This is a genomic window from Brevirhabdus sp., from assembly GCF_052826345.1.
This window is the reverse complement of record NZ_JBRBUA010000064.1, coordinates 1-26026: the sequence shown is the minus strand read 5'-3', so window position 1 is coordinate 26026 and position 26026 is coordinate 1. Positions and strand designations below refer to the sequence as shown.

25 protein-coding genes and 1 pseudogene are annotated in these 26026 nt (G+C 68.0%); 12 read left to right on the top strand and 14 right to left on the bottom strand.

The genetic code is table 11. The annotated features are described in order from the left end of the window. Nucleotides 1–164 precede the first annotated feature (164 nt). From ACU0BR_RS08290 to ACU0BR_RS08280, 3 genes are all read right to left on the bottom strand, one after another. A complete protein-coding gene (locus ACU0BR_RS08290) occupies nt 165–1091 on the bottom strand; it encodes a LytTR family DNA-binding domain-containing protein (RefSeq protein ID WP_446156382.1) in 927 nt (308 codons plus the stop codon). A 290-nt stretch (nt 1092–1381) separates the two neighbouring features. Continuing rightward, nucleotides 1382–2425 (bottom strand): L-threonine 3-dehydrogenase, encoded by a 1044-nt coding sequence (gene tdh / locus ACU0BR_RS08285; protein ID WP_446156381.1) that lies wholly within the window; start codon nt 2423–2425, stop codon nt 1382–1384. After that, complete coding sequence (locus ACU0BR_RS08280; RefSeq protein ID WP_446156380.1) at nt 2422–3657, bottom strand: glycine C-acetyltransferase; 1236 nt, start codon at nt 3655–3657, stop codon at nt 2422–2424. Before ACU0BR_RS08280 ends, tdh begins: the two co-directional genes overlap by 4 nt. Nucleotides 3658–3802: 145 nt before the next feature. On the opposite strand from ACU0BR_RS08280, the gene ACU0BR_RS08275 reads away from it, so the two are divergent. Then, nucleotides 3803–4282: a CreA family protein gene (locus tag ACU0BR_RS08275; protein ID WP_446156379.1), complete on the top strand. Its 480-nt coding sequence runs from the start codon at nt 3803–3805 to the stop codon at nt 4280–4282. 151 nt (nt 4283–4433) lie between these two features. Next, nucleotides 4434–5609 (top strand): acetyl-CoA C-acyltransferase family protein, encoded by a 1176-nt coding sequence (locus ACU0BR_RS08270; RefSeq protein WP_446156378.1) that lies wholly within the window; start codon nt 4434–4436, stop codon nt 5607–5609. A 28-nt stretch (nt 5610–5637) separates the two neighbouring features. Here the strand turns inward: ACU0BR_RS08270 and yaaA are convergent, their stop codons facing one another. The 3 genes from yaaA to ACU0BR_RS08255 all read right to left on the bottom strand — a co-directional run bounded on the left by yaaA (nt 5638) and on the right by ACU0BR_RS08255 (nt 9056). Further along, nucleotides 5638–6435: a peroxide stress protein YaaA gene (yaaA, locus tag ACU0BR_RS08265; RefSeq protein WP_446156377.1), complete on the bottom strand. Its 798-nt coding sequence runs from the start codon at nt 6433–6435 to the stop codon at nt 5638–5640. Nucleotides 6436–6556: 121 nt separating this feature from the next. Beyond that, nucleotides 6557–8602 carry a DNA helicase RecQ gene (recQ, locus tag ACU0BR_RS08260; RefSeq protein ID WP_446156376.1) on the bottom strand — a complete coding sequence of 682 codons (2046 nt, stop codon included), beginning with the start codon at nt 8600–8602 and terminating at the stop codon, nt 6557–6559. A 163-nt stretch (nt 8603–8765) separates the two neighbouring features. Continuing rightward, entirely contained in the window at nt 8766–9056 is a 291-nt protein-coding gene (locus tag ACU0BR_RS08255; protein ID WP_446156375.1) for a YggT family protein, read from the bottom strand. Between the two features lie 170 nt (nt 9057–9226). Between ACU0BR_RS08255 and ACU0BR_RS08250 the strand changes: the two genes are divergently transcribed. The 9 genes from ACU0BR_RS08250 (at nt 9227) to ACU0BR_RS08210 (ending at nt 18394) form a co-directional block, all read left to right on the top strand. Beyond that, nucleotides 9227–9763 (top strand): acyl-CoA thioesterase, encoded by a 537-nt coding sequence (locus tag ACU0BR_RS08250; RefSeq protein ID WP_446156374.1) that lies wholly within the window; start codon nt 9227–9229, stop codon nt 9761–9763. Between the two features lie 196 nt (nt 9764–9959). Continuing rightward, a complete protein-coding gene (locus tag ACU0BR_RS08245) occupies nt 9960–11396 on the top strand; it encodes an MFS transporter (RefSeq protein WP_446156373.1) in 1437 nt (478 codons plus the stop codon). An 86-nt stretch (nt 11397–11482) separates the two neighbouring features. Further along, nucleotides 11483–12298 carry a penicillin-insensitive murein endopeptidase gene (gene mepA / locus ACU0BR_RS08240; RefSeq protein ID WP_446156389.1) on the top strand — a complete coding sequence of 272 codons (816 nt, stop codon included), beginning with the start codon at nt 11483–11485 and terminating at the stop codon, nt 12296–12298. After that, on the top strand, nt 12271–13221 hold the full coding sequence (locus ACU0BR_RS08235; protein WP_446156372.1) for an esterase-like activity of phytase family protein: 951 nt from the start codon (nt 12271–12273) through the stop codon (nt 13219–13221). The genes mepA and ACU0BR_RS08235 overlap by 28 nt, the downstream gene beginning before the upstream one ends. Before the next feature lie 75 nt (nt 13222–13296). Continuing rightward, a complete protein-coding gene (locus ACU0BR_RS08230) occupies nt 13297–13932 on the top strand; it encodes a queuosine precursor transporter (RefSeq protein ID WP_446156371.1) in 636 nt (211 codons plus the stop codon). A gap of 422 nt (nt 13933–14354) precedes the next feature. Beyond that, entirely contained in the window at nt 14355–15743 is a 1389-nt protein-coding gene (locus tag ACU0BR_RS08225; RefSeq protein WP_446156370.1) for an HWE histidine kinase domain-containing protein, read from the top strand. Nucleotides 15744–15747: 4 nt separating this feature from the next. Next, nucleotides 15748–16170: an alternative ribosome rescue aminoacyl-tRNA hydrolase ArfB gene (arfB, locus tag ACU0BR_RS08220; RefSeq protein WP_446156369.1), complete on the top strand. Its 423-nt coding sequence runs from the start codon at nt 15748–15750 to the stop codon at nt 16168–16170. After that, nucleotides 16167–17435, top strand: coding sequence for an aspartate aminotransferase family protein (locus tag ACU0BR_RS08215; protein ID WP_446156368.1), 1269 nt, complete (start codon nt 16167–16169; stop codon nt 17433–17435). The genes arfB and ACU0BR_RS08215 overlap by 4 nt, the downstream gene beginning before the upstream one ends. Beyond that, a complete protein-coding gene (locus tag ACU0BR_RS08210) occupies nt 17432–18394 on the top strand; it encodes a phosphotransferase enzyme family protein (RefSeq protein ID WP_446156367.1) in 963 nt (320 codons plus the stop codon). Before ACU0BR_RS08215 ends, ACU0BR_RS08210 begins: the two co-directional genes overlap by 4 nt. 75 nt (nt 18395–18469) lie before the next feature. Here the strand turns inward: ACU0BR_RS08210 and pncB are convergent, their stop codons facing one another. Next, nucleotides 18470–19759: a nicotinate phosphoribosyltransferase gene (gene pncB / locus ACU0BR_RS08205; protein WP_446156366.1), complete on the bottom strand. Its 1290-nt coding sequence runs from the start codon at nt 19757–19759 to the stop codon at nt 18470–18472. Between the two features lie 5 nt (nt 19760–19764). Next, on the bottom strand, nt 19765–20373 hold the full coding sequence (gene pncA / locus ACU0BR_RS08200) for a bifunctional nicotinamidase/pyrazinamidase (RefSeq protein ID WP_446156365.1): 609 nt from the start codon (nt 20371–20373) through the stop codon (nt 19765–19767). Nucleotides 20374–20486: 113 nt separating this feature from the next. Between pncA and trhO the strand changes: the two genes are divergently transcribed. Then, nucleotides 20487–21380, top strand: a complete 894-nt coding sequence (gene trhO, locus ACU0BR_RS08195; RefSeq protein ID WP_446156364.1) for an oxygen-dependent tRNA uridine(34) hydroxylase TrhO — start codon at nt 20487–20489, stop codon at nt 21378–21380. 90 nt (nt 21381–21470) lie between these two features. Here the strand turns inward: trhO and ACU0BR_RS08190 are convergent, their stop codons facing one another. The 6 genes and pseudogenes from ACU0BR_RS08190 to ACU0BR_RS08165 form a co-directional block, all read right to left on the bottom strand. Next, entirely contained in the window at nt 21471–22415 is a 945-nt protein-coding gene (locus ACU0BR_RS08190) for a lytic transglycosylase domain-containing protein (protein WP_446156363.1), read from the bottom strand. Between the two features lie 120 nt (nt 22416–22535). Beyond that, nucleotides 22536–23531, bottom strand: a complete 996-nt coding sequence (locus tag ACU0BR_RS08185; protein ID WP_446156362.1) for an LLM class flavin-dependent oxidoreductase — start codon at nt 23529–23531, stop codon at nt 22536–22538. Nucleotides 23532–23605: 74 nt separating this feature from the next. Next, the gene (locus ACU0BR_RS08180) at nt 23606–24352 is read right to left on the bottom strand and encodes an ABC transporter permease (RefSeq protein ID WP_446156361.1); all 747 of its coding nucleotides are present in this window, start codon (nt 24350–24352) and stop codon (nt 23606–23608) included. Beyond that, nucleotides 24349–25077: an ABC transporter ATP-binding protein gene (locus ACU0BR_RS08175; protein WP_446156360.1), complete on the bottom strand. Its 729-nt coding sequence runs from the start codon at nt 25075–25077 to the stop codon at nt 24349–24351. Before ACU0BR_RS08175 ends, ACU0BR_RS08180 begins: the two co-directional genes overlap by 4 nt. Then, complete coding sequence (tenA, locus tag ACU0BR_RS08170; protein ID WP_446156359.1) at nt 25074–25781, bottom strand: thiaminase II; 708 nt, start codon at nt 25779–25781, stop codon at nt 25074–25076. Before tenA ends, ACU0BR_RS08175 begins: the two co-directional genes overlap by 4 nt. Beyond that, a pseudogene (locus tag ACU0BR_RS08165) lies at nt 25778–26026 on the bottom strand (ABC transporter substrate-binding protein); the annotation flags it as partial. The pseudogene ACU0BR_RS08165 and the gene tenA, both read right to left, overlap by 4 nt.

Below are 26026 nucleotides of genomic sequence, written 5' to 3'. Positions count from 1 at the left end.
TCTTCGATCCGTCGCGCTTCGCCGCCGGTTCTGCCGCTGCAAGCCGCGCGTTCTTCGCGCGGCTTTCGCGTATCGGGCGGGTGACGGGCTGTGGGGCAGGGCTGTGGGACGCGCGGTTTCGCCGCGATCATCTCGCTCGCCGCAGCCGCGCCGCCGCCGGAGTGTCAGTTCGCCGCAGTGTTCCCGATCCGGTTCAGGGCGCTGCGAAGCTTGGGCAGATACGTGCGGCTGACCGGCAGCTTCTTGCCATCCGACAGCTCGACATAGCGGGCCGACCCTTTGCTGATCACCGCGCAGACGTGGCGCAGCGCCACCCAATGCGAGCGGTGTACGCGCATGCCGGGAAACTTCTCCAACTCGGTCTCGGCATCGGTGATGCGGTGCAGGATCATGCAGCTGCCCTTGTCGGTGCGCACCTTCAGATAGTGGTCCTGCATCGTCAGGGAAATCAGCTCGTGCCCCACTTCGGGCGGAAGCCGCCCGAAGAAGGCGGGCGCCACACAGGGCGACTTGCCGTCGGGCTTGAGCGTCTCGGGCGGCGCGTCGTCGGGTGAGGCGGAGGGGGCGTCGGCGCCGTGGGGCATCGTCGCGACGGGGGCCGCGGCTGCCGTCGCTGCCACGGGGAACGGGTCGGGGGGGAACGGGTCGGGCCGCCATTTGAGCATGACCTCGTCCATGTCCGCCGCGCTGTCGGAAGCGCCGCTGCCGCCGCTGCGGTCCTTGCGGCGGTAGATCGAAAAGGTGGCGAGGTCGAAAACGCCGATCACCATGGTCAGCAGCCAGACGCAAAGCATCAGCCACCCGAAGTTGACGGCGCCGGTCAGCGGCCCCTTGAAGATCCGTTCCACCCCCACGATCATCAATCCGCCGGGGATCGCCCCCAGGCTCGCGGCGACGAAGATGCGGAAGACGGGAGGGAAGCGTCGCAAATTGCGACTTCCCAGCGCGAGAATGAACAGCAGGTTCATCAACACGCCGACGCTGATGATCGCCGTCGACCAATAGGCAAAGCGGGTCGCCAGAGACATATGTGTAAAGGTGCCGAACGGTCCGAGCAATGTCAGTACCAGGATCGCGGCGGAAACAAGCAATCCCTTGCGTCGCCAATTGACATCAACGTGCATTTCACGAAGCGCCAACTGCACCTCCTAAACGATTAGCGTATGAACTTTACCATTTACGCAAAACGACAGTACCAATTTTTGCAAGCTGGTAAAGCTCTTCGTGGGGGTCGAGACTCTGTGAGTGGGTCTTTGGAGCAAGTTTTTTTAGTACCTATGATTTTTTATCTCCCTCGGCCCCCACCTTACCCCAGGTGGGACCTGCTCCTGCCGCGCGCCTGCCCTGCCGCTTCTCCCCGCGAAATGCGGCTGACCCCGCGCTATGCCTGCCGCCAGTCCAGCACGATCTTGCCCGACGACCCGGCGCGCATCGTCTCGAAGGCTTCGGCGTAGTTATCCGCGGCAAAGCGGTGGGTAATGACGCGGCGCACGTCCAGCCCGCGTTCCAGCATCGCGATCATCTTGTGCCAAGTTTCGAAGATCTCGCGCCCGTAGACGCCCTTGATCGTCAGCGCCTTGAACACGATGCGCGACCAGTCGACCGGCGACTTGCCCGGCGGGATGCCCAACAGCGCGATGCGCCCGCCCATCACCAGCGCCTCGACCATGCCGTCCAGCGCGGCTTGGCTGCCCGACATCTCAAGCCCGACGTCGAACCCCTGCTTCATGCCCAGCCGTTGCACCACCGCATCCAGCGGCTCCGCCCGCGGATCGACCGGCACCACATCGGTGACCCGCGCGGCCAGCGCCAGACGGTCGGGGTTCAGATCGGTGATCACCACATGGCGCGCGCCCACGTGCCGCGCCACGGCGGCGGCCATGATGCCGATGGGACCCGCGCCGGTGATCAGAACGTCCTCTCCCACCAGATCGAAGCTCAGCGCCGTGTGCACCGCATTGCCCAGCGGGTCGAGGATCGCGCCGATTTCATCGTCGATCCCGTCGGGCAGGGGCACCACGTTGAAGGCGGGCAGCGCCAGGTATTCGGCGAACGCCCCCGGTTCATTCACGCCGATGCCGCGGGTCTCGGGGTCCAGATGGAACTTGCCCGACCGCGACTGCCGCGACTGCTTGCCGATCAGATGCCCCTCGCCCGAACAGCGCTGGCCGATGCTCAGCCCGGTGACGTCGCGGCCCAGTTCCACGATCTCGCCCGCGAATTCATGGCCTGTCACCAGCGGCACCGGCACGGTGCGCTGCGCCCAGTCATCCCAGTTCCAGATATGGATGTCGGTGCCACAGATGCCGGTCTTGTTGACGCGGATCAGCACGTCGTCGGGGCCGATTTCCGGCACGGGTTCGCGCGACATGACCAGCCCCGGCTCGGGGCGGGCCTTTTTCAGCGCCTTCATCTCGTTGCTCATGCCAGCACCCCCGTGGCCTTGCCCGCGCGTGAAAATGCCTCCAGCGCCGCGTCCAGATCCGCGCGTGTGAGCGCCGCGCTCATCTGCGTGCGGATGCGCGCCTGCCCCTTGGGCACCACCGGAAAGAAGAACCCCGAGGCATAGACCCCCTCGTCGAACAGCGCCGAGGCCATCCGCTGCGCCAGCTTCGCCTCGCCCAGCATGACCGGGATGATCGGATGCTCGCCCGGCAACAGATCGAACCCCAGCCCGGTCAGCCCCTGCCGCCAATAGGCCGCGTTGTCGAAAAGCCGCGCGCGCAGATCGTCGCCCGCGCGCACCAGTTCCAGCGCACGCAGCCCGGCGGCGGTGATCGCGGGCGGCAGCGCGTTGGAAAAGAGGTAGGGCCGCGCGCGCTGGCGCAGCAGGTCGATCACCGGCTGCGGCCCGGCGACATAGCCGCCCAGCGCACCGCCAAGCGCCTTGCCCAGCGTGCCGGTCAGAATGTCGACCTTCACGCCGTGATGGGCGGGCGTGCCTTCGCCCGCAGGCCCCATGAAGCCGGTGGCATGGCAGTCGTCGACCATCACCATCGCGTCGTACCGCCGCGCAAGCGTGGTGATCGCGGGCAGGTCGGCCAGATAGCCGTCCATCGAAAAGACGCCGTCGGTCGCGATCAGGATGTTGCGCGCGCCCTCGGCGCGGGCGGCCTTCAGCTGCTCCTCCAGCGCGGTCATGTCGTTGTTGGCATAGCGATAGCGCTGCGCCTTGCACAGGCGGATGCCGTCGATGATCGAGGCGTGGTTCAGCGCGTCGGAAATCACCGCGTCCTCGGGCCCGAGCAGCGGCTCGAACAGCCCGCCGTTGGCATCGAAACAGGCGGCGAAGAGGATCGCGTCATCGGTGCCCAGAAAACCGGCCAGCGCGGATTCGAGCTGCCGGTGCAGATCCTGCGTGCCGCAGATGAACCGGACCGAGGCCATTCCGAACCCATGGTCGCGCATCGCGCGCGCGGCGGCGTCGATCAGCTCGGGGTGGTCTGCCAGCCCGAGGTAGTTGTTGGCGCACAGGTTGATGACCTCGCGCCCGCCCCCGTTTTCGTTCCGGTTTCCGCCCGCGTCTCCAGCCGCGTCTTCGGCCACCTCAATCCGCGCGCCCTGCGGCGAGGTGATCAGCCGCTCGCGCTTGGTCAGCCCTTCGGCGTCGATCGCGGTCAGCGTGTCGCGCAGGGTGGCCAGAAAGGCATTTGACATGGGCGGCTCCGCTCGGTTCGGGGTGGGGGTGATGCCGCCGACGCGCGGCGCCTTGCAGGGAAGGTGGCGTTGCCATGGCGGCAAGTCAACGCCTGTGACGGAACGCAGGCGCGCCTGCGGCGTTGCCTGAGCGAAGGAGATCCCCATGCTGCGCCACGCCCTTGCCGTTTCCACCGCCGCCGCCTTGACCGCTGCCACCCTTGCCGCCCCGTCGCCCGTCACCGCCGAAGAGGTCGGCAAGGTCGGTGTCGACTGGCTCGGCAATGATATCCTGATCGAGGCGATCCCCGATCCCGAGGTGCAGGGCGTCACCTGCCACATTGCCTATTTCGACCGCTCGGTGATCGACCGGCTGCGTAAGGGCAACTGGTTCGAGGACCCCTCCAACGCCTCTATCGCCTGTCGCCAGACGGGGCCCATCGTGATCGGCGACATCGACCGCAGCGAGGACGGCGAGGAGGTCTTTCGCCAGCGCCGTTCGATCATCCTCAAGAGCCTGCGCATCAAGCGGATCTTTGACGAGCAGAACCAGACGCTCATCTATCTGGTCCATGCGAGGGAGCTCACCGAAGGGTCCGCCAAGATGTCGATTTCGACGGTGCCGCTCTATCAGCCGAACGGTTGAAGCCCGCCGCGATCTATGACCTGATGGGACCGCGCCCCGTGCCAGCGCGCCGCCGCGCCTTGGCCGACGCCACGTCATCGTGCTGAGCGCCGCGCGGGGGTGATATCCCCCGGCGCGACGGCCCGATTTTCCATATGCAGGAGTATCCCAAATGTCCGACATCGTCATCCTGAGTGGCGCCCGCACCGCCATCGGCACCTTCGGCGGCGCGCTGGCCGGAACCGCCCCCATCGATCTGGCCGCCACCGTTGCCGCGGCCGCGCTGGAAAGGTCCGGCCTGGCGGCCGACAGGGTGGGGCACGTCGTCTTCGGTCATGTGATCAACACCGAACCGCGCGACATGTATCTCAGCCGCGTCGCGGCCCTGCAGGCGGGCGTGCCGGACACCACACCCGCGATGAACGTCAACCGGCTGTGCGGGTCCGGGGTGCAGGCGATCGTGTCGGTCGTCCAGTCGCTGATGCTGGGCGACGCCGACTTCGGCCTCGCGGGCGGTGCCGAGAACATGAGCCGTTCGCCCTATATCCTGCCGCAGGCGCGCTGGGGTCAGAAAATGGGCGACGTCCAGAGCCAGGACATGATGCTGGGGGCGCTCAACTGTCCTTTCGGAACCGGCCACATGGGGGTGACGGCGGAAAACGTCGCGGCGGAACACGGCGTGTCGCGCGCCGACATGGATGCCTTTGCGCTGGAAAGCCAGACCCGCGCCGCCCACGCGATCGCCGAGGGGCGTTTCGCCGATCAGATCGCGCCGGTGCAGGTGCGCGTCAAGCGCGACATGGTGGATTTCAAGACGGATGAGCACCCCAAGGCCACCACCGCCGAGGCGCTCGCCGGGCTGCGGCCGGTGTTCAAGAAGGACGGCAGCGTCACCGCGGGCAACGCCAGCGGCATCAACGACGGCGCGGGCGCGCTCGTGTTGGCGCGCGCGGAGGCCGCGCAAAAGGCCGGGCTGGAACCGCTGGCCCGCGTGTTGGGATACGCCCACGCCGGCGTGCGCCCGGAAGTCATGGGCATCGGCCCGGTCCCGGCGGTTCAGGCGCTGCTGGCGCGCACGGGTCTGAAGGCGGGCGATTTCGACGTGATCGAGTCGAATGAGGCCTTCGCGGCGCAGGCGCTCGCGGTTTCGAGCGAACTGGATTTCGACCCCCAGCGCGTGAACCCCAACGGCGGCGCCATCGCGCTGGGCCACCCTGTGGGCGCCACCGGCGCCATCATCACCATCAAGGCGCTCTACGAGCTTGCGCGCATCGGCGGCAAGCGCGCGCTGATCACCATGTGCATCGGCGGCGGTCAGGGCATCGCCCTGGCGATCGAGCGGCCCTGAGCCATCCTGCCCGCGCGGCGCGCCGGTCTCAGGCCGCGCCGCGGGCCTCCTGCGCAGCCCCGTGCGGGCGGATGAACACCGGCTGATCGGCACTGCTGCGCGTCCGGTCCAGCCGGTAGCCGCCGGTGTCGAAATCCTCCAGCCCCTCGGCGCGATCCACGCGCCGCTCCACCACGAAGCGCGCCATCGCGCCGCGCGCGCGCTTGGCGAAGAAGCTGATCGTCTTGGCCGCGCCGTCGCGCTCCTCCAGGAACACCGGGGTGATGATGCGCGGGCGCAGCGCCTTGCGGTCGACGGCGCCGAAGTATTCGTTGGACGCGCAGTTCACCAGCAATTCGGCGCCTGTCTCCTCCGCCTGGGCGTTCAGCGCGGCGGCGATGTCCTTGCGCCAGAAATCGTAAAGCGTGTCGCCCCGGCGCGATTTCAGGCCGCTGCCCATTTCCAGCCGATAGGGCTTGATCCCGTCGAGCGGTCGCAGCAGCCCGTAAAGCCCGGACAATATCCGCAGGTGCCGCTGCGCGTAGGTCAGCGTGTCGGCATCCAGGCTGCGGGCGTCCAGCCCCTGATAGGTGTCGCCCGCAAAGGCGAAGGCGGCGGGGCGCAGGTCGTCCTCGGCCACGCCCGCGCGGATGTCCTGAAACCGCGCGGCGTTGAGACGGGCGAGGTTCTCGCTGATCCCCATCAGCCGCTTGAGATCCGCGACCGACAACTGCCGCGCGTGCCCGGCCAGACGGTTGGCCTCCTTCATGAACACGGGCTCCGTCGGGTCGATGTCCGGCACCGGCGACCAGTCGAGCCGTTTGGCGGGGGAAATCACGACGAGCATGGCGGTCCTTTCGCGGCTGGCATGGGGATCAAGATAGCAGGGGCGCGGGCCCGGTCCATTGCGGCGCCGGGTCGCGGCGGCCGTGCGTCACCGTCGTCCGGCACATGGCCCGCGCTGCGGTTCACCCTTGCTCCAGCACCTCAAGGAACGCGGGACCGAACCGTTCGCCGTGGCGCTCGCCCAGCAGCCGCACGATCTGATCCAGATCCGAAGGCCGCGCCTTCGCGATCCTGGCCAGATCCGCGGCGGAGCAGCTCATCGGCTTGCCGGTGCCATCGGCGCCCCGGTTCAGGTCGCGCTGCACCTGCATCAGCCGATCGTAGATCTCGCCGCCTTCGCGCCCGGCCAATTTTCGCCGCGCGGGATGCGCCTGCGCGGGGCTTTCGCCCGCGATGATGGCCACGAAGGCCGCGCCGTAGCGCTCCAGCTTCTTCGCGCCGACGCCCCCGATGCGCGCCATCTGGTCCAGCGTCGCGGGTCGGTTTTCGGCCATTTCGATCAGCGTGCGGTCGGGAAAGATCACATAGGCCGGTACCCGCGCAGCCTCGGCCAGCGCGCGGCGCTTGGCCTTGAGCGCGGACAGCAGCGGCGCGTCCTCCTCGCTGACCAGCGCGCGCACCGCGGGGCGGGGCGCGGTCTTCTTCAGCACGTCGCGGCGCAGCGATATGCCCGCCTCGCCCTTCAGCACCGGGCGCGCCGCATGGGTCATGCGCAGCGCGCCGTGACGCTCGGCGTCCGGGCGCAGCAGGTCGCGGCCCATCATCTGCCGGAACAGCGCCTGCCACTGGCGGCGGTCGAATTCCCGCCCCACGCCGAAGGTCGGCAGCTGGTCGTGGCCGCGCTGGGTGACCTTTTCGGTCGCGTTTCCGGTCAGCACGTCGATCAGATGGCCGGTGCCGAAATATTCCCCCGTCCGCAGCACCGCCGACAACCCCTTGCGCACCGCCTCGGTCGCGTCGAAAACCTCCGGCGGTTCGGCGCAGAGGTCGCAGTTGCCGCAGGGCTCCGCCGTCTCGCCGAAATAGCCGAGCAGGACCTGGCGGCGGCATTGCAGCGCCTCGGCCAGCCCCAGCAGCGCGTTCAGCCGCCCGTGATCGGCCTGCTTGCGCTCGGGCGGGGCCAGTCCCTCGTCGATCTGGGACCGGCGCAGGCGGATGTCGTCGGCCACGTAGAGCGTCATCGTCTCGGCGGGCGCGCCGTCGCGTCCGGCGCGGCCGATTTCCTGGTAATAGGCCTCGATCGACTTGGGCAGGTCGGCGTGGGCGACCCAGCGGATGTCGGGCTTGTCGACGCCCATGCCGAAGGCCACGGTCGCCACCACGATCAGCCCGTCCTCGCGCTGGAACCGCGCCTCCACCTCGCGCCGCGCCTCGGCCTCCATCCCGCCGTGATAGGCGGTGGCGCTGTGGCCCGCGTCCGCCAGCGCCTTCGCCAACGTCTCGGTCTTCGCGCGGGTGCCGCAATAGACGATGCCCGACTGCTCGCGCCGGGCGCCGGCAAAATCGAGGATCTGCCTGCGCGGGCTGTCCTTGGGGCGGAACGCGAGGTTGATGTTGGGCCGGTCGAACCCGTGCAGGAACACCTCCGGCGGGCTGCCGTCGAACAGCCGGGCAACGATCTCGGCGCGCGTTTCCTCGTCCGCGGTGGCGGTGAAGGCCGCCAGCGGCACGTCGAGCTCGCGCCGCAGCGCCCCGATCCGCAGGTAATCGGGGCGGAAGTCATGCCCCCACTGGCTGACGCAATGCGCCTCGTCCACCGCGATCAGCGAGACGCCCGCGCGGTGCAGCAGCGGCCCGGTCCCGCCCGAGGCCAGCCGCTCCGGCGCCATGTAAAGCAGCTTCAGCCGCCCTTCGCCGAGGGCGCGGAAAACCTCGTCGGTCTCCTCCTCGGTGTTGCCGGAGGTCAGCGCGCCCGCTTCCACCCCCGCCTCGCGCAGCGCGCGCACCTGATCGCGCATCAAGGCGATCAACGGAGAGATCACGACCGTCAGCCCGCCGCGGCACAGCGCCGGCAGTTGGAAGCAGAGCGACTTGCCCCCGCCCGTGGGCATGATCGCCAGCGTGTTGTGTCCCGCGCAGACGGCGGTGACGATCTCCTCCTGTCCCGGTCGGAATTCCCCGAATCCGAAGACCGAGGCAAGAAGCTCTTTCGCTTTGGCCTGTGGCATGAAACCTGCGCTGCTGGATAGATGCTGTCGCGCCAGGATAGCCCCGGCACGGATCGGTGAACACCCCCGAACGCCCCCTGAAGTCACGCGGGGCACGGTGGATTCTTCTGGTCGGAAATATCCTCGCCGAAGGCCGCGGCCCGTCAGGGCCGCCGCGCCCGGATCAGTAGGCGAAGCCCATGATGTTGTTCTGGATCGTGTTGCGCAGGATGATCACCACGATGATCGCCACCAGCGGCGCGAGATCCAGCGCGCCGGTGTTGGGCAGGATGCGCCGGATCGGGCCGTAGATCGGTTCCAGCAGGCGGTTGAGCCCGTACCAGATCTGCGCGACCATCTGCTGACCCAGATTGAGGACCTGAAACGAGATCAGCCAGCTCATGATGATGTGGGCGATCATGATGAACCAGACGACGCTCAGGATCAGATCAAGCGCCTGCAACAATGAAACCATCGGCTGTCCTTTTAATTTTCCCGCGCAGATAGGTAAGCCGCATGGCGCCGACACACAAGGCGCCCTGCGCCCTTTGGCGCTCATCGCGGCCCGCGCGCATCCGGTAACCTTGCGTCGGTCTTGACGCGGACGCAGGGCATGGCACACCGCCCCCGGAAGGAGTGCCGCCGATGTATCCGATCTTTCGCATGGCCAAGGAATTCGTCGTTCACCGCAACGCGCCGACGCTGCCCCTGACCGGCACGCATCTGTCGCATCACATGTGCTGGCCACAGGACATCGACATGTGGTGGGAGCTCAACAACGGCCGCACGATGACGCTGTTCGACATGGGGCGGCTGGTTCTGGCGCGGCGCACCGGGCTGATCGCGCTTTGCCGCCGGCAACGCTGGGGGATGACGGTGGCGGGCAGCTCGATCCGCTACCGCCGCCGGGTCCGTGTCTTCGACCGCTTCGAGATGCGCAGCCGCTGTTCGGGGTGGGACGCGCGGTTCCTGTATCTGGAACAGTCGATGTGGCGGCGCGGCGAATGCACGTCGCACGCGCTTTTGCGCATGGCGGTGACGGACCGGGCGGGCATCGTCGGCACCGACCGCGTGCTGGAGGCGCTCGGCAGCGGCCAGACCTCGCCCGCGCTGCCCGACTGGATCACCGCCTGGGTCGCGGCCGACGCGCAACGCCCCTGGCCGCCGATGCCCATGTCGTGACGCCGGGCTCTCCACGGTCTGATGCCCGAAGTCCGAGACCTGAAGCCCGAGACCCCAAGCCCGAAACCCGGAGCCTGAGGCCCGAAGCCTGAGCCCCGGAGCCGCGGCCGAGCCGTCGGCGGTGGCGGCGCTTGGCCCTTGCCAGCGGGCGGGCGGGCGGGTCTAACTCTGCCCGGACGGGGACAGGGGGGCGACGATGGTTTTGCCGACAGGCGTGCAGGGAAAAGCAGCGGGCGACACGACCCTCAGGCGACGGATCTGGGGCTGGATGATGTTCGACTGGGCCAGCCAGCCGTTCTACACGCTGCTGCTGACCTTCATCTTCGGCCCCTATTTCGCGAGCGTCGCCACGCAGAGCTTCATGGCCGGCGGCGTGGGCGAACTGGCCGCCGACGCGCGCGCCCAGACGATCTGGTCCTGGGCGCAGATGAGCGCGGGCCTGCTGATCGCGCTCAGCGCGCCGGTGCTGGGGGCGGTGGCCGACGGCACCGGGCGGCGCAAGCCGTGGATCGTGGCGTTTTCGCTGGTCTACTGCATCGGCACGGCGGCGCTGTGGTGGATGCTGCCGGACGGGTCCAACCTGTGGTTTTCGCTGTGGATGTTCGGGTTTGCCTTCGTGGGTGCGGAGTTCCTGCTGATCTTCACCAATGCCTATCTGCCGTCGCTGGGACGCGACGACCAGATCGGCCGGATTTCGGGTTCGGGCGCGGCGCTGGGCTATTGGGGCGGGGTGCTGTCGCTGTTCATCATGCTGCTGCTGTTCTCCGAAAACGAGAGCGGGCGCACGCTTCTCGGCATCAGACCGCTTTTCGGGCTGGACCCGGCCCTGCGCGAGGGCACGCGTTTTGTCGGACCGTTTGCCGCGTTGTGGTATCTTGCGTTCATGTCTTTCTTTTTCTTGTGGGTTCACGACGATGCACCCGTCATCCGCGCCGCGCGTGCACCGCGCCCGTCGGTTGGGCAGGTGCTGCGCGGGCTGGGCCGGTCGTTGCGCGGCATTGCGGCGCGGCGGTCGCTGGCGGCCTATCTGCTGTCGTCGATGTTCTACCGCGATGCGCTCAACGCGTTATACGGCTTTGGCGGGGTCTATGCGACGCTGGTGCTGAACTGGTCGATCATCATGGTGGGCGTGTTCGGCATCATCGGGGCGCTGACGGCGGCGGTGGCCACCTGGATCGGCGGGCTGCTCGACGCGCGCCTGGGGCCCAAGCCGGTCATCGTCGGCACCATCGTGATCCTGATGGCGGTCTGCGCCGTGATCGTGAGCATGTCGCGCGAGATGATATTCGGTATCCCGCTGGCACCGGGATCGGCGCTGCCCGACATCGTCTTTTACATCTGCGGCGCGGCGATCGGCGGGGCCGGGGGGGCGTTGAACGCCTCCTCGCGCTCGATGATGGTGCGCCACGCGAACCCCGACCGTCCGACCGAGGCCTTCGGGTTCTACGCGCTATCGGGCAAGGCCACCGCCTTTCTCGCGCCCGCGCTGATTGGCCTGTTCACCTGGCTGAGCGAAAACCCGCGGTTCGGCATCGCCCCGCTCATCGTGCTCTTTGCAATCGGTCTGGGGCTGTTACTGTGGGTCAAACCGCAGGGAGACCGGGCAGCATGGGCAGATCGACGGCAAATCTGAAAAGCTATCTTCGCGGGGCGCTCCGGGTATCGCTCATGGCGGGACTGACCGTGGCCGGGCTGACGGCGGGCGCGTCGGAACCGGCGATGGCCCATAAGGCGGCCAAGCAGTTTTTCGGTGCGCAAAAGGTCGGGTCCAGTCAGAAACCGACGCCGCTTGGCAGCTATGCCAAGGGCTGCGTCGCCGGGGCGGAGCAGCTGCCCGAGACCGGCCCCACATGGCAGGCCATGCGGCTGAGCCGGAACCGCAACTGGGCGCACCCGGAAATGATCGACTACGTCGAGGATCTGAGCCGCTTTGCGAAACGCATCCGGGGCTGGAACGGCATCTATGTCGGCGACATGAGCCAGCCGCGCGGCGGCCCGATGCTGTCGGGCCACGCCAGCCACCAGATCGGCCTGGATGCCGATATCTGGCTGCGGCCCGCCGTCGACTTGAACCTCAGCCGGGCAGAGCGCGAAAAGATCTCCTCCATCTCTATGCGGCGCGCGAAAGGGGCCTATGTCAACAGCAACTGGGGGCCCGAACAGCACGCGTTGCTGAAGGCCGCGGCGAGCGATCCGCGCGTCGCGCGGATTTTCCTCTTCCCCGGGGCCAAGGTGCAGATGTGCAAGGATGAAACCGGCGATCGCAGCTACCTGCGCAAGATCCGGCCCTGGTGGGGTCATCATTATCATTTCCACGTGCGGCTCAGCTGTCCTCCGGGGGCGCGGGGCTGTATCGATCAGGCCCCGCCCCCGCCGGGCGACGGCTGCGCCGAGGCGCAGAAATGGGTGACGGATATCCTGAACCCGCCGCCGCCGCGTCCGCGTGATCCCAATGCGCCCAAGCCCAAGCCGAAGCGCGAATTGACCCTGGCCGATCTGCCCGCGCAATGCACCGACGTTCTGCGCTCGCGCTAGGGCTGGCGCTGGCGTTCCTGTCGGTCGTCCAGACCCCGGCGCAGGTGGCCGGGGCCGGGGCCGAGTCCGGGGCCGGGGCGCAGCAACAGGCGCGTGCGCTGGGCAGCTTCACCTGGCACGGTGGCGGCAAGGCCGCGGGCTTTGGCGGGTTTTCCGGCATCGTGGTGCAGGACGGCGGCCAGCGGCTGACCGTCATCAGCGACCGCGGGCGTATCGCCACGGGCCGGATCACGCGGCGCAACGGGCGGATCGGCGGCGTCGCGCTGGACCCGCTTTTGCCGTTGCGCGACACCCGCGGCCAGCCGGTCACGGGCGCGAAGGCCGATGCCGAAGGGCTGGCGATCCGGCCCGACGGCCGGCTGTTCATCTCCTTCGAGGGCTACGCGCGGGTCTGGACCTATGCCCGCGTCGGCGGAGAGGCCGCCTGGCTGCCGCGCGCCGAGGCGTTCAAGTCGCTCAACAACAATTCCTCGCTGGAGGCGCTGGCGATCGACGGGCGCGGCTGGCTTTACACCGTGCCGGAAGTCTCGCCGGGCGCGGGCAAGCCCTTTCCGGTCTATCGCTATCGCAACGGGACCTGGGATCAGCCGTTTTCGATCCCCCGGCGCGGCCGCTACCTGATGACCGACGCCGATGTCGGCCCCGACGGGCGGCTGTACATACTGGAACGCGATCTGACCATCATCAACGGGTTCAGCAGCCGGGTGCGTCGTTTCGATCTGTCCCCCGACGGCCTGACGCAGGAGGTGACGCTGCTGACCACGCCCTACGGGATGTATGACAACCTGGAGGGGATATCGGTCTGGCAGGCGCCGGAGGGCCTGCGCATCACCATGGTGTCGGACGACAACTTCCGCTTTTTCCAGAAGACCGAGCTGGTGGAATACGGCTTGCCCCTTGAATTGCGGTCCAACAGGCGCTAGGCGGGGCTGCCCGTCCCGGCAGGTGTCGATGCCCCGGGGCCAAGTTTCCGCAACCTTGTCAAAACGGACCATGTCATGAAACGCTATCTTCCCGGCATCCTCGCCATGGCGGCGATTGTCGTCGCTTCCAACATCCTCGTGCAATTCATGTTCGGCCAGTGGCTGACGCTGGGTGCGCTGACCTATCCCTTCGCGTTTCTGGTGACGGACGTGATGAACCGCGTCTACGGGCCGGGACCCGCGCGGCGCGTCGTGCTGGCGGGGTTCGTGGTGGGAATCGGCTGTTCGCTGATCGGCACGCAGATCATGGGCGAATTCGGGCCGTTGGTGACCTGGCGCATCGCGCTCGGGTCCGGCACGGCCTTTCTGGCGGCGCAACTGGCGGATGTCGCCATCTTCGACCGCCTGCGGCAGGGCCGCTGGTGGCGCGCCCCGCTGGCCTCGACCTTGGTGGGATCTTCGCTCGACACGGCGCTGTTCTTCTCGATCGCATTCGCGGGCTCGCTGGCCTTTCTGGAGCCGGGCAACGATGTGTCCTGGGCCAATGAGATCCTGCCGCTGCTGGGCATCGGCCCGATGGTGCCGCTTTGGGTGTCGCTTGCGACGGCCGACTGGATGGTCAAGCTGTCGCTGGCCCTGATCGCCCTCCTGCCGTTCCGCATGATCGTCAACCGCGTGACCGCCCGTCCGGCGTCACCCCTCGCCGGGTAAAAAACCTTTGACAACGGGCCGGGTCGACACCACCTTTATCTTGAGAGCAACAAGCGAAAGGAGGTGATCCAGTGTCTAAAGAGGTATTGGAGAATGGCGTCGGAACAACTGGGGAGGCCAGCCTCTAGGGCAACCTCCGGCGGCTTTGGCCGCTCCAGCGGATCGGTGATCTGACCGACCCCGCCTCCAGAATTCTCTGAGGACCGTCCCCGTTCGGGGGCGGTCCTTTTTGCTGGATATGCGCGGCTTTCCGGCTACCTGCTTACCCATGTGCGCAGAGTGCCATCCCCGCCGCCTGCCGATGTCGTGCGCGGCAGGGCCGCTTGGTCGGGGCCGTGCAAAAGGCCGCGATCTTCGCTCGGCGCCTTGCATCGCCCGTCGTACTGTTGAACACTGTTTTGCCGATTGTTAGAAGACGAAGTATGCAGATCCGCGACGATGATCCCGACCATTTGAACGCCGCTCTGGCCGTCGGCGACATCGGTGTATGGAAGCTGAACACGGTAAGCGGACAGGCCTGGCGCAATCTTCAGCACGACCGGCTGTTCGGCTATGCCGAGCACCTGTCCGAATGGACGTTGACGCAGTTTCTGGGCCATGTCGTGCCCGCCGACCGGGACCGGGTGGAAAGGGAATATACCGAAGCGCTCGACAGTGGCGCGCCGTGGCAGTTCGACTGCCGCATCAGGCGGCTCGACGGGCAGGAGCGCTGGATCCGCGTCAGCGGAAAACCCGACATCGACGCGGACGGTCGGATCGTGGAACTGGTCGGCTATGTCATCGATATCACCGACACCAAACGGACCGAGGCCCGGCTGCGCCTGATGACGGCCGAGCTCAACCACCGGGTGCGCAACATGCTGGGGGTGCTGCAATCCATCATGCGCCTGTCCGCGAAAAAGGCAGATACCGTCGCGCAGCTTGAAGCGGCCTATCTGGGGCGGCTGGCCGCCCTGGCGCGCACCCATGACATCTTTGCCAATTACGCCGGCACGGCGATCCCGCTGGTCGCCCTGATCGAAGGGGAACTGTTGCCCCATGTCGGCGGCCGCGAGCGGTTCTCGATCAACGGTTCGCTGCGGGCCGCGGTCGAGGGGCGCAACGCGGAAACCGTGTCGCTGATCATGCATGAGCTGGTGACGAACGCGGTGAAACACGGCGCGCTGTCCAATGAGACCGGAACGATCGGCATCGATCTGCACGTGGTGCCGGAGTCGGACGGCATCATCGTCATCGACTGGCACGAATCCGGCGGCCCGCCGGTTCAGGCGCCGCGCAGGACCGGGTTCGGCACGACGCTGTTTTCCTCGGTGCTCAGCGGGGCAGGCAGCATTTCGATCGAATACCCACCCGAAGGGCTACGCGCCCGGATCGAGATCACAGCCGCCGACGCCGAGCAGGCCACGCCCCCCGAAAGCCCCGCGCCGGTCGCCCGCGAACAGGCCGATCTGAAGGGCAAGCGCATCATGATCGTCGAGGATGAGGCGCTGATCGCCATGTCGCTGGAGATGACGCTCAGGGACGAGGGCGCAGAGGTCGTCGGCCCCTTCGCGGTCGGTGAGCTGGCGCTGGCGGCGGTGGGTGACGGGCTGGACGCGGCGGTGCTCGATGTCCAGCTGGGCAAGCACACGACGCGCGATGTGGCCGCGGAATTGTTCGAGCGCAAGATCCCGTTCCTGTTCACCACCGGACACAGCGACTGGCAGAATATCACGCTGGAGTTCACTTCGGCGCCGGTGCTGGACAAGCCGGTGCGCGAGGCCGACGTGGTCGCCGCCCTGCGTCGGCTGCTGGGTCGGCGCGGGCGCTGAGGCGGTGTTGCGGATCACCGACACCATCGCGCTGGAAGAGTGGGAGATCACCGAAAGCTTTTCGCGCGCCTCGGGGCCCGGCGGGCAGAACGTCAACAAGGTCTCCACCGCCGTCGATCTGCGGTTCGAAGCCGCGCGCAGCCCCAATCTGCCGCAGGCCGTCAAGGCGCGGCTGAAACGGCTGGCGGGGCGGCGCTGGACCCAGGAAGGCGCGCTGCTGATCCATGTCGAGGATACCCGAACCCAGGCACGCAACCGCGACATCGCACGCGAACGCCTGATCGATCTGATACGTCGCGCGACCGAAAAGCCCAAGCGGCGCATCCCCACCAAGCCGACGCTCGGCTCGAAAAAGCGCAGGCTTGCCGCCAAGGCGCGCACGGCCGAGTTGAAGAGCCTGCGCGGCAAGGTTACACGGGGCGAATGAGCGAGACCCTTCTTGAAAAGCGGCACCGCCTGATGGGGCCGAATGTGCCGACCTTCTACGAAGAGCCGGTGCATATCGTGCGCGGGCAGGATGTGTGGCTGTGGGATGCCGCGGGCCGCCGCTATCTGGATTGCTACAACAACGTGCCGCATGTCGGGCATTGCCATCCCGCGGTGGTCGATGCCATCGCGCGCCAGGCCGCCACGCTGAACACGCACACCCGCTATCTGCACGACGGTATTCTGGATTACATCGAACGGCTGGTGGCGAAATTCGATCACGATCTGGCGCAGGTCATCATGGTCTGCACCGGCTCGGAGGCCAACGACATCGCGCTGCGCATGGCGCAGGCCGTGACCGGCAAGCGCGGGGTCATCGCCACCGACAACACCTATCACGGCAACACCGCCGCGGTCAGCCAGCTGTCGACGCGGCGCCCGCCGATCGGCGGCTACCCCGATCACATCCGGCTGGTGCCCGCGCCCGACAGTGTCGATCCGCTGGGCGGCAGCGCCGCCGCGCAGCCGCAGACCTTCGCGGACAATGTCGCGCGCGCGATCGGTGAGCTGGAGCGCGCAGGCCACGGCTTTGCCGGTTTCATGCTGTGCCCGACCTTCGCGAACGAGGGGTTCCCCGAGCTTGCCCCCGGTTTTCTGGACCCGACGGTCGACGCGGTCCGCGCGGCGGGCGGGCTGGTGCTGTGCGATGAGGTGCAGCCGGGGTTCGGGCGCAACGGACAATGCTGGTGGGGGCATGATCTGCTGGGTTTCGCCCCCGATGTGGTCACGCTGGGCAAGCCCATGGCGAACGGGCATCCGGTCGCGGCGGTGGTCACGCGCCGCGATGTGATGGCCGCCTTCCGCGAGGCGTTCGGCTATTTCAACACCTTCGGCGGCAACCCCGTCAGCTGCGCCGCCGCAATGGCGACGATGCAGGTGATCGAGGACGAGGGGCTGGTCGAGAATGCCCGCCTCGTCGGGGCCCATGCGCTCGACCGTCTGCGCGCGCTGGAGCATCCCCGGATGGTGCAGGCGCGGGGATACGGGCTGTTCTTCGGGGCGGAATTCCGCGAGCCAGACGGCGCCCCCGCCGGCGATTTCACCGCCGCCCTGGTCGAGGAGATGCGCCGCCGCGGCGTGCTGCTGAACCGCGTCGGGCGACACAACAACGTGCTGAAAATGCGCCCGCCGATGAGCTTTTCGCGCGCCCACGCGGATCAGGCGATCGACACGCTGGAGGACGCGCTGGCGGCGATGCCTGCATGAGCGTCCCGGCCCTGGCGCGCGAGGCGTTCAGCGCCTGGGACGGCGCGCCCGACACGCTGCGGCTGATCAATCAGCGCGAGAACGCGGTCTTCGAGGCAGGGTTGCGCGACGGCACGCGCTGCGTGCTGCGCCTGCACCGCCCGGGGTATCGCAACAGGGCGGAGATCCGGTCCGAGTTGCAATGGTGCGCCGCGCTGGCCGAGGCGGGCGTGCCCGCGCCGCGCCCCTTGCCCGCGCGCGACGGCAGCCTGGTCGTGACCGTCGGCGGCGCGCAGCTGGCCACCGTCATCGCCTGGATCGACGGCGCGCCGATCGGCGCGGGGGACACCCCGCTCAGCGGGACGGCCGACCAGCGGCGCGACATCTTTCACGCGCTGGGGCGGGCTCTGGCGCAAGTGCATTCCGCAACCGATGCGATGAGCTTGCCCGAGGACTTCACCCGGCCGCCCTGGGACCGTGCCGCGCTGGTCGGCCCCGATCCGGCGTGGGGGCGGTTCTGGGATCATCCCGCCCTGACGGCGGCGGAACGCGGTCTGCTTGCGCGGGCGCGGGCACGGGCGGACGAGGTGCTGGCCGCCCACCCCTACCTCGACTGCGGCCTGATCCACGCCGACGCCCTGCGCGAGAACGTGTTTCGCACCGCGCGGGGACTGGTGCTGATCGATTATGACGACAGCGGCTACGGGTATCGCCTTTACGATCTGGCGGTCGCCGTCAGCCAGAGCCTCGGCGATCCCGACTACGACGATCTGCGCGGGGCGCTGGTGGCGGGGTATGCGTCCCTGCGGCCGCTGAGCGCGCGCGACCTGACCCTGCTGCCGCTGTTCGCGGCCCTGCGCGCCTGCGCGTCACTGGGCTGGACCATGCCGCGCATGGCCGCCGACGACCCTGGGGCAGGGCCCTACCTGGCCCGTGCGCGGCTGGCGGCTGAGCGGTTCCTGGCGGGTGACGGCGCCTGAGCGATCCGCGCCTGCGCTCTCGGCCTGCCGCGCGCGGGCCTTCGGCGAGGATATTTTCGACCAGAAGAAGCCGGCTCAGACCAGCACCTCGTATTCCTGCTGCGCCCCGAGCCGGAAGACGCGGGCGTAGCGCGCGATTTCATCGGCGGGGCCCATCGCCTTGAGGGGATTGTCGCTGAGCTTGACGGTGGGGCGGCCATTGGCGCAGACGGCCTTGCAGACCAGGCTGAAAGGGGCGAGCCCGTCGTTCGGCACCAGCCCGCGGAAGTCGTTGGTCAGCAGCGTGCCCCAGCCGAAGGAGACGCGCACCCGGCCGGAGAACTGGCGTTGCAACTGTTCGATCCTGTCCACGTCGAGCCCGTCGGAGAAGATCACCAGCTTGCCGCGCGGGTCCTCGCCGCGGCTTTTCCACCAGGCGATCGCGGTTTCCGCGCCTTCCGCCGGGTCGCCGCTGTCGATGCGGATGCCGGTCCAGCCTGCCAGCCAGTCGGGTGCGCCGGCCAGAAATTCCTGCGTGCCGTAGGTATCGGGCAGAATGATGCGCAGGTTGCCGTCGTGTTCCTCATGCCAGTCGGCGAGAACCTCATAGGGGGCCTGGCGCAGCTGGGCATCGGTTTCGGCCAGGGCGGAATAGACCATCGGCAGCTCATGCGCGTTGGTGCCGATGGCCTCCACCTCGCGGCGCATGGCGATCAGGCAGTTCGAGGTGCCCACGAATTTCTCGCCCAGCCCCTCCAGCATGGCCTGGACGCACCAGTCCTGCCACAGGAAGGAATGGCGCCTGCGGGTGCCGAAATCGGCCAGCCGCAGATCGGGCACGGCGCGCAGCCCTTCGACCTTTTCCCACAGCTTGGTCATCGCGCGGGCATAGAGCACCTGAAGCTCGAACTTGCCCATGTCCTTGAGCACCGCGCGCGAGCGCAGCTCCATCAGCACGGCAAGCGCGGGAATCTCCCACAACATGACCTCGGGCCAGCGGCCCTCGAACGTCAGCTCGAACTGGCCGTCGCGCTTTTCCAGGTGATAGGCGGGCAGGCGCAGCCCCTCGAACCATTCCATGAAATCGGGGCGGAACATCTGACGCTTGCCGTAGAAGGTATTGCCGCGCAGCCAGGTGGATTCGCCGCGGCTCAGCGACAGCGACCGGATGTGGTCGAGCTGTTCGCGCAGCTCCCCCTCATCCACCAGGTCGGCCAGCCGGATCGACTTCGTGCGGTTGATCAGCGAGAATGTGACCTGCGTGTCGGGCTTGTTGCGAAACACCGACTGGCACATCAGCAGCTTGTAGAAATCGGTGTCGATCAGCGACCGGATGATCGGGTCGATCTTCCATTTGTGATTGTAGACCCGGCTGGCGATATCCACGTGCGCTATTCCCTCAGTACCACACCCGCAGCCTGCATCGCGGCGTGGGCGTGATCAAGCGATCCGTCGAGGTCGATGGCACGGCAGGCGGGCAGATGGACGGTGGTGCCGAACCCCAGCCGCGCCGCATCCAGAGCAGAATAATGCACACAGAAATCCGTGGCGAGCCCCACCAGCGTCACCCGGTCGACGCCACGGCTGCGCAGATACCCCTCCAGCCCCGTGGGGGTGGTGTGGTCGTTCTCGAAGAACGCGGAATAGCTGTCGATCGCGGCGCGGAATCCCTTGCGCAGGATCATGTCGGCCCGGTCCACGCGCAGATCGGGGTGCAGTGCGGCGCCGCCCGTGGCCTGCACGCAGTGATCGGGCCAGAGCACCTGCGGGCCATAGGGCATCTCGATCACCTCGAAGGGCGTCTTGCCGGGATGGCGCGAGGCAAAGGATGAATGCGCCGCCGGATGCCAGTCCTGGGTCAGCACCCGCACGGCGAAGTCGTCGAGCATGTCATTGACCGGCGCCACCACCGCCGCGCCATCGGCCACCGCCAGCGCGCCGCCGGGGCAGAAATCATTCTGTACGTCGATCACGATCAGGGCTTCGTTGTCTGGGCGCATGGCATGTCCTTTCGATCCGGTCGAGCCGCGGGCCAGAGCTATGCGCGCGGGATCGCCCGAGTCAACCGCGACGGGGTCTTGCCCCGCGCGCGCGGCGGGCTTAAATCGCGCGCATGTTCACCGTTGCCGCCCTTTACCGCTTTGCCCGCTTCGACGATCCCGAAGCGCTGCGCGACCCGCTGCGGCGGGTTTGCGACGATGCGGGCGTGCGCGGGTCGATCCTGCTGGCGCCTGAGGGGATCAACGGCACCATCGCGGGATCGCGCGCCGGTATCGCGCAGGTGCTCGCGCATATTCGGGGGCTGCCCGGCTGCGCGCGGCTTGACGTTAAGGAAAGTCACGCCGCCGAGCTGCCCTTCAACCGGATGAAGGTTCGGCTGAAGCGCGAAATCGTCACGATGCACCAGCCCGACGTGGACCCGACCGCCGCCGTGGGCCACTATGTCCCGCCCGCCGAATGGAACGCGCTGATCTCGGCCGAGGATGTCGTGGTCATCGATACCCGCAACGACTACGAGGTCGCGCTGGGCAGTTTCAAAGGGGCGATAAACCCCGGCACCCGCAGCTTCGGCGAATTCCCCGACTGGTGGGCGGAAAACGCCGAACGTTTCGCGGGCAAGCGTATCGCCATGTTCTGCACCGGCGGCATCCGTTGCGAAAAATCCACCAGCTACCTGCGCGGCCAGGGGGTGGAGGAGGTGTTTCACCTCGATGGCGGCATCCTCAGGTATCTCGAGGACGTGCCCGAGCCGACCAGCCTCTGGCGTGGCGATTGCTACGTCTTCGACAAACGCGTTTCGGTTCGTCACGGGGTGGTGCAGGGCGACTACACGCTCTGCCACGCCTGCGGACGCCCCGCCGGTCCGGATGACCGCGCCCACCCGTATTGGGAAGACGGCGTGCAATGCGCGGCCTGCGTCGATGAATACGACGAACGGGACCGCACGCGGTTCCGCGAACGGCAACGACAGGCCGTGTTGCAGCGGGCGCGCCGCGCGGCCGAGTGATCGGGCAGGCTCCTCCGGGGGTGAGGCTTCTTCTTGGCGCAAATACTCCGGGGGTACGGGGGCGCGCCCCCGCGTAGGCCGCATAGCGCTTCAGTTCTTCAGCACCATGCAGCTGCCGCCCGCGCGGCGCAGCTTGTTGCAGAACGCCTCCGCTTGTGCGCGGGTGTCATAGCCGACCTGCGCGGTATAGCTGCGCCGCGCGGTGCCGGGGATGGATTTGCGTGTGATCGTGGGGCTGCGCCCCGTCAGGACCGAGCCTACGCGCCTGCGCTGGCGGGCAAAGGCCTCCTCGGCCACGGCGCGTTTGGGATTGGCCGAGACGATCACTCCCCAGCGCGCCACGGGGGGCGGGGCGACAAGCGGGGCTGCGGTCTTGAATTCGCGCAGGCTGCGTTTGGCGGCGCGGCTGACGCAGGCGTCGTGGAACGACAGCTTGGCATCCAGCGTCAGATCCACCGTCTTGGGCGGCGCATCGCGCCAGTCCAGCCCGGACCGCCCGGTGATCGCGCGCACATAGTCGCGGGTTTCACGCGGCAGCTGACGCTCGCCCGCGATAAAGCTCGCCACGCGTTTCTCGCCCGCGTTATAGGCCGCCGCCGCAAGACCCAGATTGCCGTAAAGCGCGCTCAGCTCCGCCAGATATTTGGCCGAGGCCGAGAGCGCCTTGGCGGGGTTGAACGGATCGTCCAGCCCGCGCAGCAGCGCCGTGCCCGGCATGAATTGGGCGATCCCCAGCGCGCCCGCCGGGCTGACCGCGCCGGGGTCGAACAGGCTTTCCTTCCAGACCAGCCGGGTCAGGAAATGCGGGTCGAGCTTGTTCTGCGCGGCCACCGTCTCGATCGTGCGGCAGACATCGGGGATATAGCTGTCGAGCGTGATGCACAGCGCGCCATCCCCGGTGCAGCGCTGTTCCGGCGTCTGAAGCCGCGCCGCGGGTGGTTTCAGATCGGCGGGCCGCGCCAGCGGGCGCGCCGAATTTCCGGGCGCGGTCGCGCTGCCTTGCGCCGCGGCGGGCAGCGCCGACAGCCAAAGCATCACAAGAAGGATGGGAAAACGACGAAAAGGGGGCATGTGCCACACGACAAACTGGTTACGGGCAAAGGCTAGCAGCCCCCTGCGCCCTTCCACAAGCGGCAAGCTCCGCGGGAAGGGCGATCAGGCGGCGGCGCGCAGATCCGCGCAGACCTCTGCCGCGATCTCGAAGGAGCGCAGGCGCGCGGCGTGATCGTGGATCTGGCCGGTCAGGATCAGCTCGTCCGGGGCGTGGCGCGCGATCAGCGCGGCGAGGTCGCGCTGCACCTGCGCGGCCGTGCCGACGGCGGAGATGCGCAGCGCCTCATCCACGCCCGCGCGATACGCCGGGCCGATTTCGGCGTCGATGTCATCCACCGGGCGCGGCAGCTTGCCGGGGCGGCCCATGCGCAACCGCGCGAAGGCCAGCTGCATCGTGGTGCGCAGGCGCATCGCCTCGGCGTGGCTGTCGGCGGCGAAGACGTTGGCGGCCAGCATGAACCGGGGCCGGTCCAGATGCGGCGAGGGTTTGAAATCGCGGCGATAGACCTCGACCGCCTGATCCAGGGCCGCGGGCGCGAAATGCGAGGCAAAGGCGTAGGGCAGGCCGAAATGCGCCGCCAGCTGCGCGCCGTAAAGCGACGAGCCCAGAATCCAGACCGGCACGTTCGTGCCCTCGCCGGGGTGGGCGCGCACGGCGGCGTCGGGGCGCGGCGCGCCGAAATAGCCGATCAGCTCCTGCACGTCGGCGGGAAAGCCGTCGCCGGAGTCGAGCGACCGGCGCAGCGCGCGCGCCACCGCCATGTCGCCGCCCGGCGCGCGGCCAAGGCCCAGATCGATGCGGTCGGGATAGATGGTGGCCAGGGTGCCGAACTGCTCGGCGATGGTCAGCGGCGCGTGATTGGGCAGCATGATGCCGCCTGCGCCGACCCGGATGCGCCGCGTGGCGCCCGCGATATGGCCGATCAGCACGGATGTCGCCGCGCTGGCGATCCCGGGCATGGCATGGTGTTCGGCCAGCCAATAGCGATGATAGCCCCAGTTTTCCGCATGCTGCGCCAGATCGACGGAATTCGCAATGGCGGTCGCGGTTTCTGCTCCCTCGGGAACGGGGGCCAGATCGAGGATGGAAAATTTCATGCGCGGCGCTCCTGCTGGCTTTCATTGGATCTGGGGCGGCGGCGGCGTGCGGTCAATGTGCGCCAGCGCGCAGCTCAGGCTGCGTCGGGCCGTGCCAGCCGGTCCAGCCAATTGGCCAGGCGACCCACCGACCAGTGCAGCAGCACGGTGAACACCGCCAGCACGAAGAGGCTTGCGAACATCAGGTCGATCTTGGCGCGCCCGTTGGCCAGCAGCATCAGATAGCCCAACCCCTTGGAGGCCCCGACCCATTCGCCGATCACCGCCCCGATCGGCGCATAGACCGCCGCCAGCCGCAGCCCCGATCCCAGCGCGGGCAGCGCGGCGGGAATGCGGATGCGCAGCATGACCTGCACGGGTGTCGCGCGCATCGTGCGGGCGAGGTCCAGAAACCCCTGCGGCACCCGCATGATCCCGTCCAGAAAGGCCGAGGTGACGGGAAAGTAGATGATCAGCACCGCCATCGCGATCTTGGACACGATGCCATAGCCCAGCCAAAGCGTCAGCAGTGGCGCCAGCGCAAAGACCGGGATCGCCTGGGTGAAGACCAGCGCGGGCATGAACATGCGGCGTGCGAGCGGCGACAGCGCCAGCCCGATCGCGGTGATCGCCCCCAGCAGGGTGCCGATCAGCAGACCCAGCAGCACCTCGGACACGGTGACAAGCGCGTTGTTCCAGATCGATAGGCGATTGACCCAGGCCGCATCGGCCACCCGCAGCGGCGAGGGCAGGATGAAATGCGGCACCTGCGTCGCCCAGACGACGCCCTGCCAGATCAGCAGCCCGAGCGCGATGGTCACGAGCGTGTCGAACAGTTTCATGCCGCGGCCCTTCTCAGATGTGCCAGAAGCGCGGCTTCGCAGGCCGAGGTCTGCGTGTCGCCTATCGGGCGGATCGGCGGGCTGTCTGGGGTTTGCCAGCGGATCACCTCATCGCGCGACATCACCAGGATCTGATGGCCCAGTCGGCTGGCCTCGGCGGGGTCGTGGGTGACCATCAGCACGGTGCGCCCGACCAGCAGCTCTGCCGCCAGTTCCTGCATGTCGGCGCGCTTGCCCGCGTCCAGCGCGGAAAACGGCTCATCCAGCATGACGACGGGGCGATCCTCCATCAGGGTGCGGGCCAGCGCCACGCGCTGACGCATCCCGCCCGACAGCTCGGACGGTTTGCGCGCGGCCTGGTCCGTCAGCCCGATCCTGCCCAGCAGATCCGCGGCGCGTGCGGCATCGGGGCGCTGGCCGCGCAGCCGCGCGCCCAGCAGGATGTTCTCGCGCACCGACAGCCAGGGCAGCAGCAGATCGGACTGTGCCATATAGCTGACCCGGTCCGCCAGCGGCGCGCCGTCCGAGGCGGTGATCGCCCCCGCAAAGGTGCCCCCGGTGTCCAGCCCCAGGATCAGCCGCAGCACGGTGGATTTGCCCACCCCCGACGGCCCCAGCAGGCAGCTCCAGCGCGCGGCGGGCAGGTCGATGGCCAGCGGGCCGAACAGGCGGGTGCCGTCGATGTCGTGGCGGCCCTCCAGCCGGATGGCGGGTGGCTGCATCATCGCTGCGCCGGTTCCGCCCCGCCGCGCAGGCCCATGTTCCAGAATCCGACCTCCAGCGCGGTGGCCTTGCTGAACCGGGTTTGCAGCGTCTGCCAGCGCGGCACCGACTGAGGATCGCCGCCCAGCCTGCGGGCGACGGCCGCGTCGATCAGCGCGCCCACGTTCCTGCAGACGGTCTGATAGTCGTCGGAGGCATAGGTGGCGATCCAGTCGCCGTAGGGGGTGGCGGGGTGGGCGGTGTCCTTCAGCCACAGGCCGATTTCGCCGTAGCCCATGACGCAGGGCGCCAGCGCGGCCATCAGATCCAGGAAATCGCCTGACAGCCCCGCATCCATCACATAGCGGGTATAGGCGAGGTTCTCGTCTTCTTCGGCAGCATCGAACAGTGCCTGTTCGGTGATGCCTTCCGCGGCGCAAGTGGTGACGTGCAGCGACATTTCGCGGTTCACCAGCGCATCGACGGTTGCCGCGCAGGCCTGCATTTCGTCAAGCGTCGCGGATTTGACCACCGCCAGCGCCCAGGCGCGGGAAAAATGTACGAGGTAGACGTAATCCTGGATCAGATAATGCAGAAAGGACGCGCGGGGCAGGGTGCCCGTGCCCAGATCGCGCACGAAGGCATGGCGGGTATAATCCCGCCAGACCTCACCCGCGCCAGCCCGCCACGAGGCGAAGCTGGCGCCATAATCCGCGCCCTGCGTCATTGCGCGGTCACGTCCACGGCGATGTCGCTGACCGGATTGGCCGAGGGCACCAGCCCCGCGTCCAGCAGGAAGGCCTCGAACCGGGCGTAGCGGCCCTGATCCATGGCGGCCGGGCGCAGCGCGAAACGGGTGATCGTGTCGGCCCAGGCGCGCTTGTTCAGCTCATCCTGCAATTCCGGCGCGGTGGCGGAAAAGATCTCAAAGCTTTCGTCGGGGTGGTTCACGATGAACTGCGTCGCCTTTTC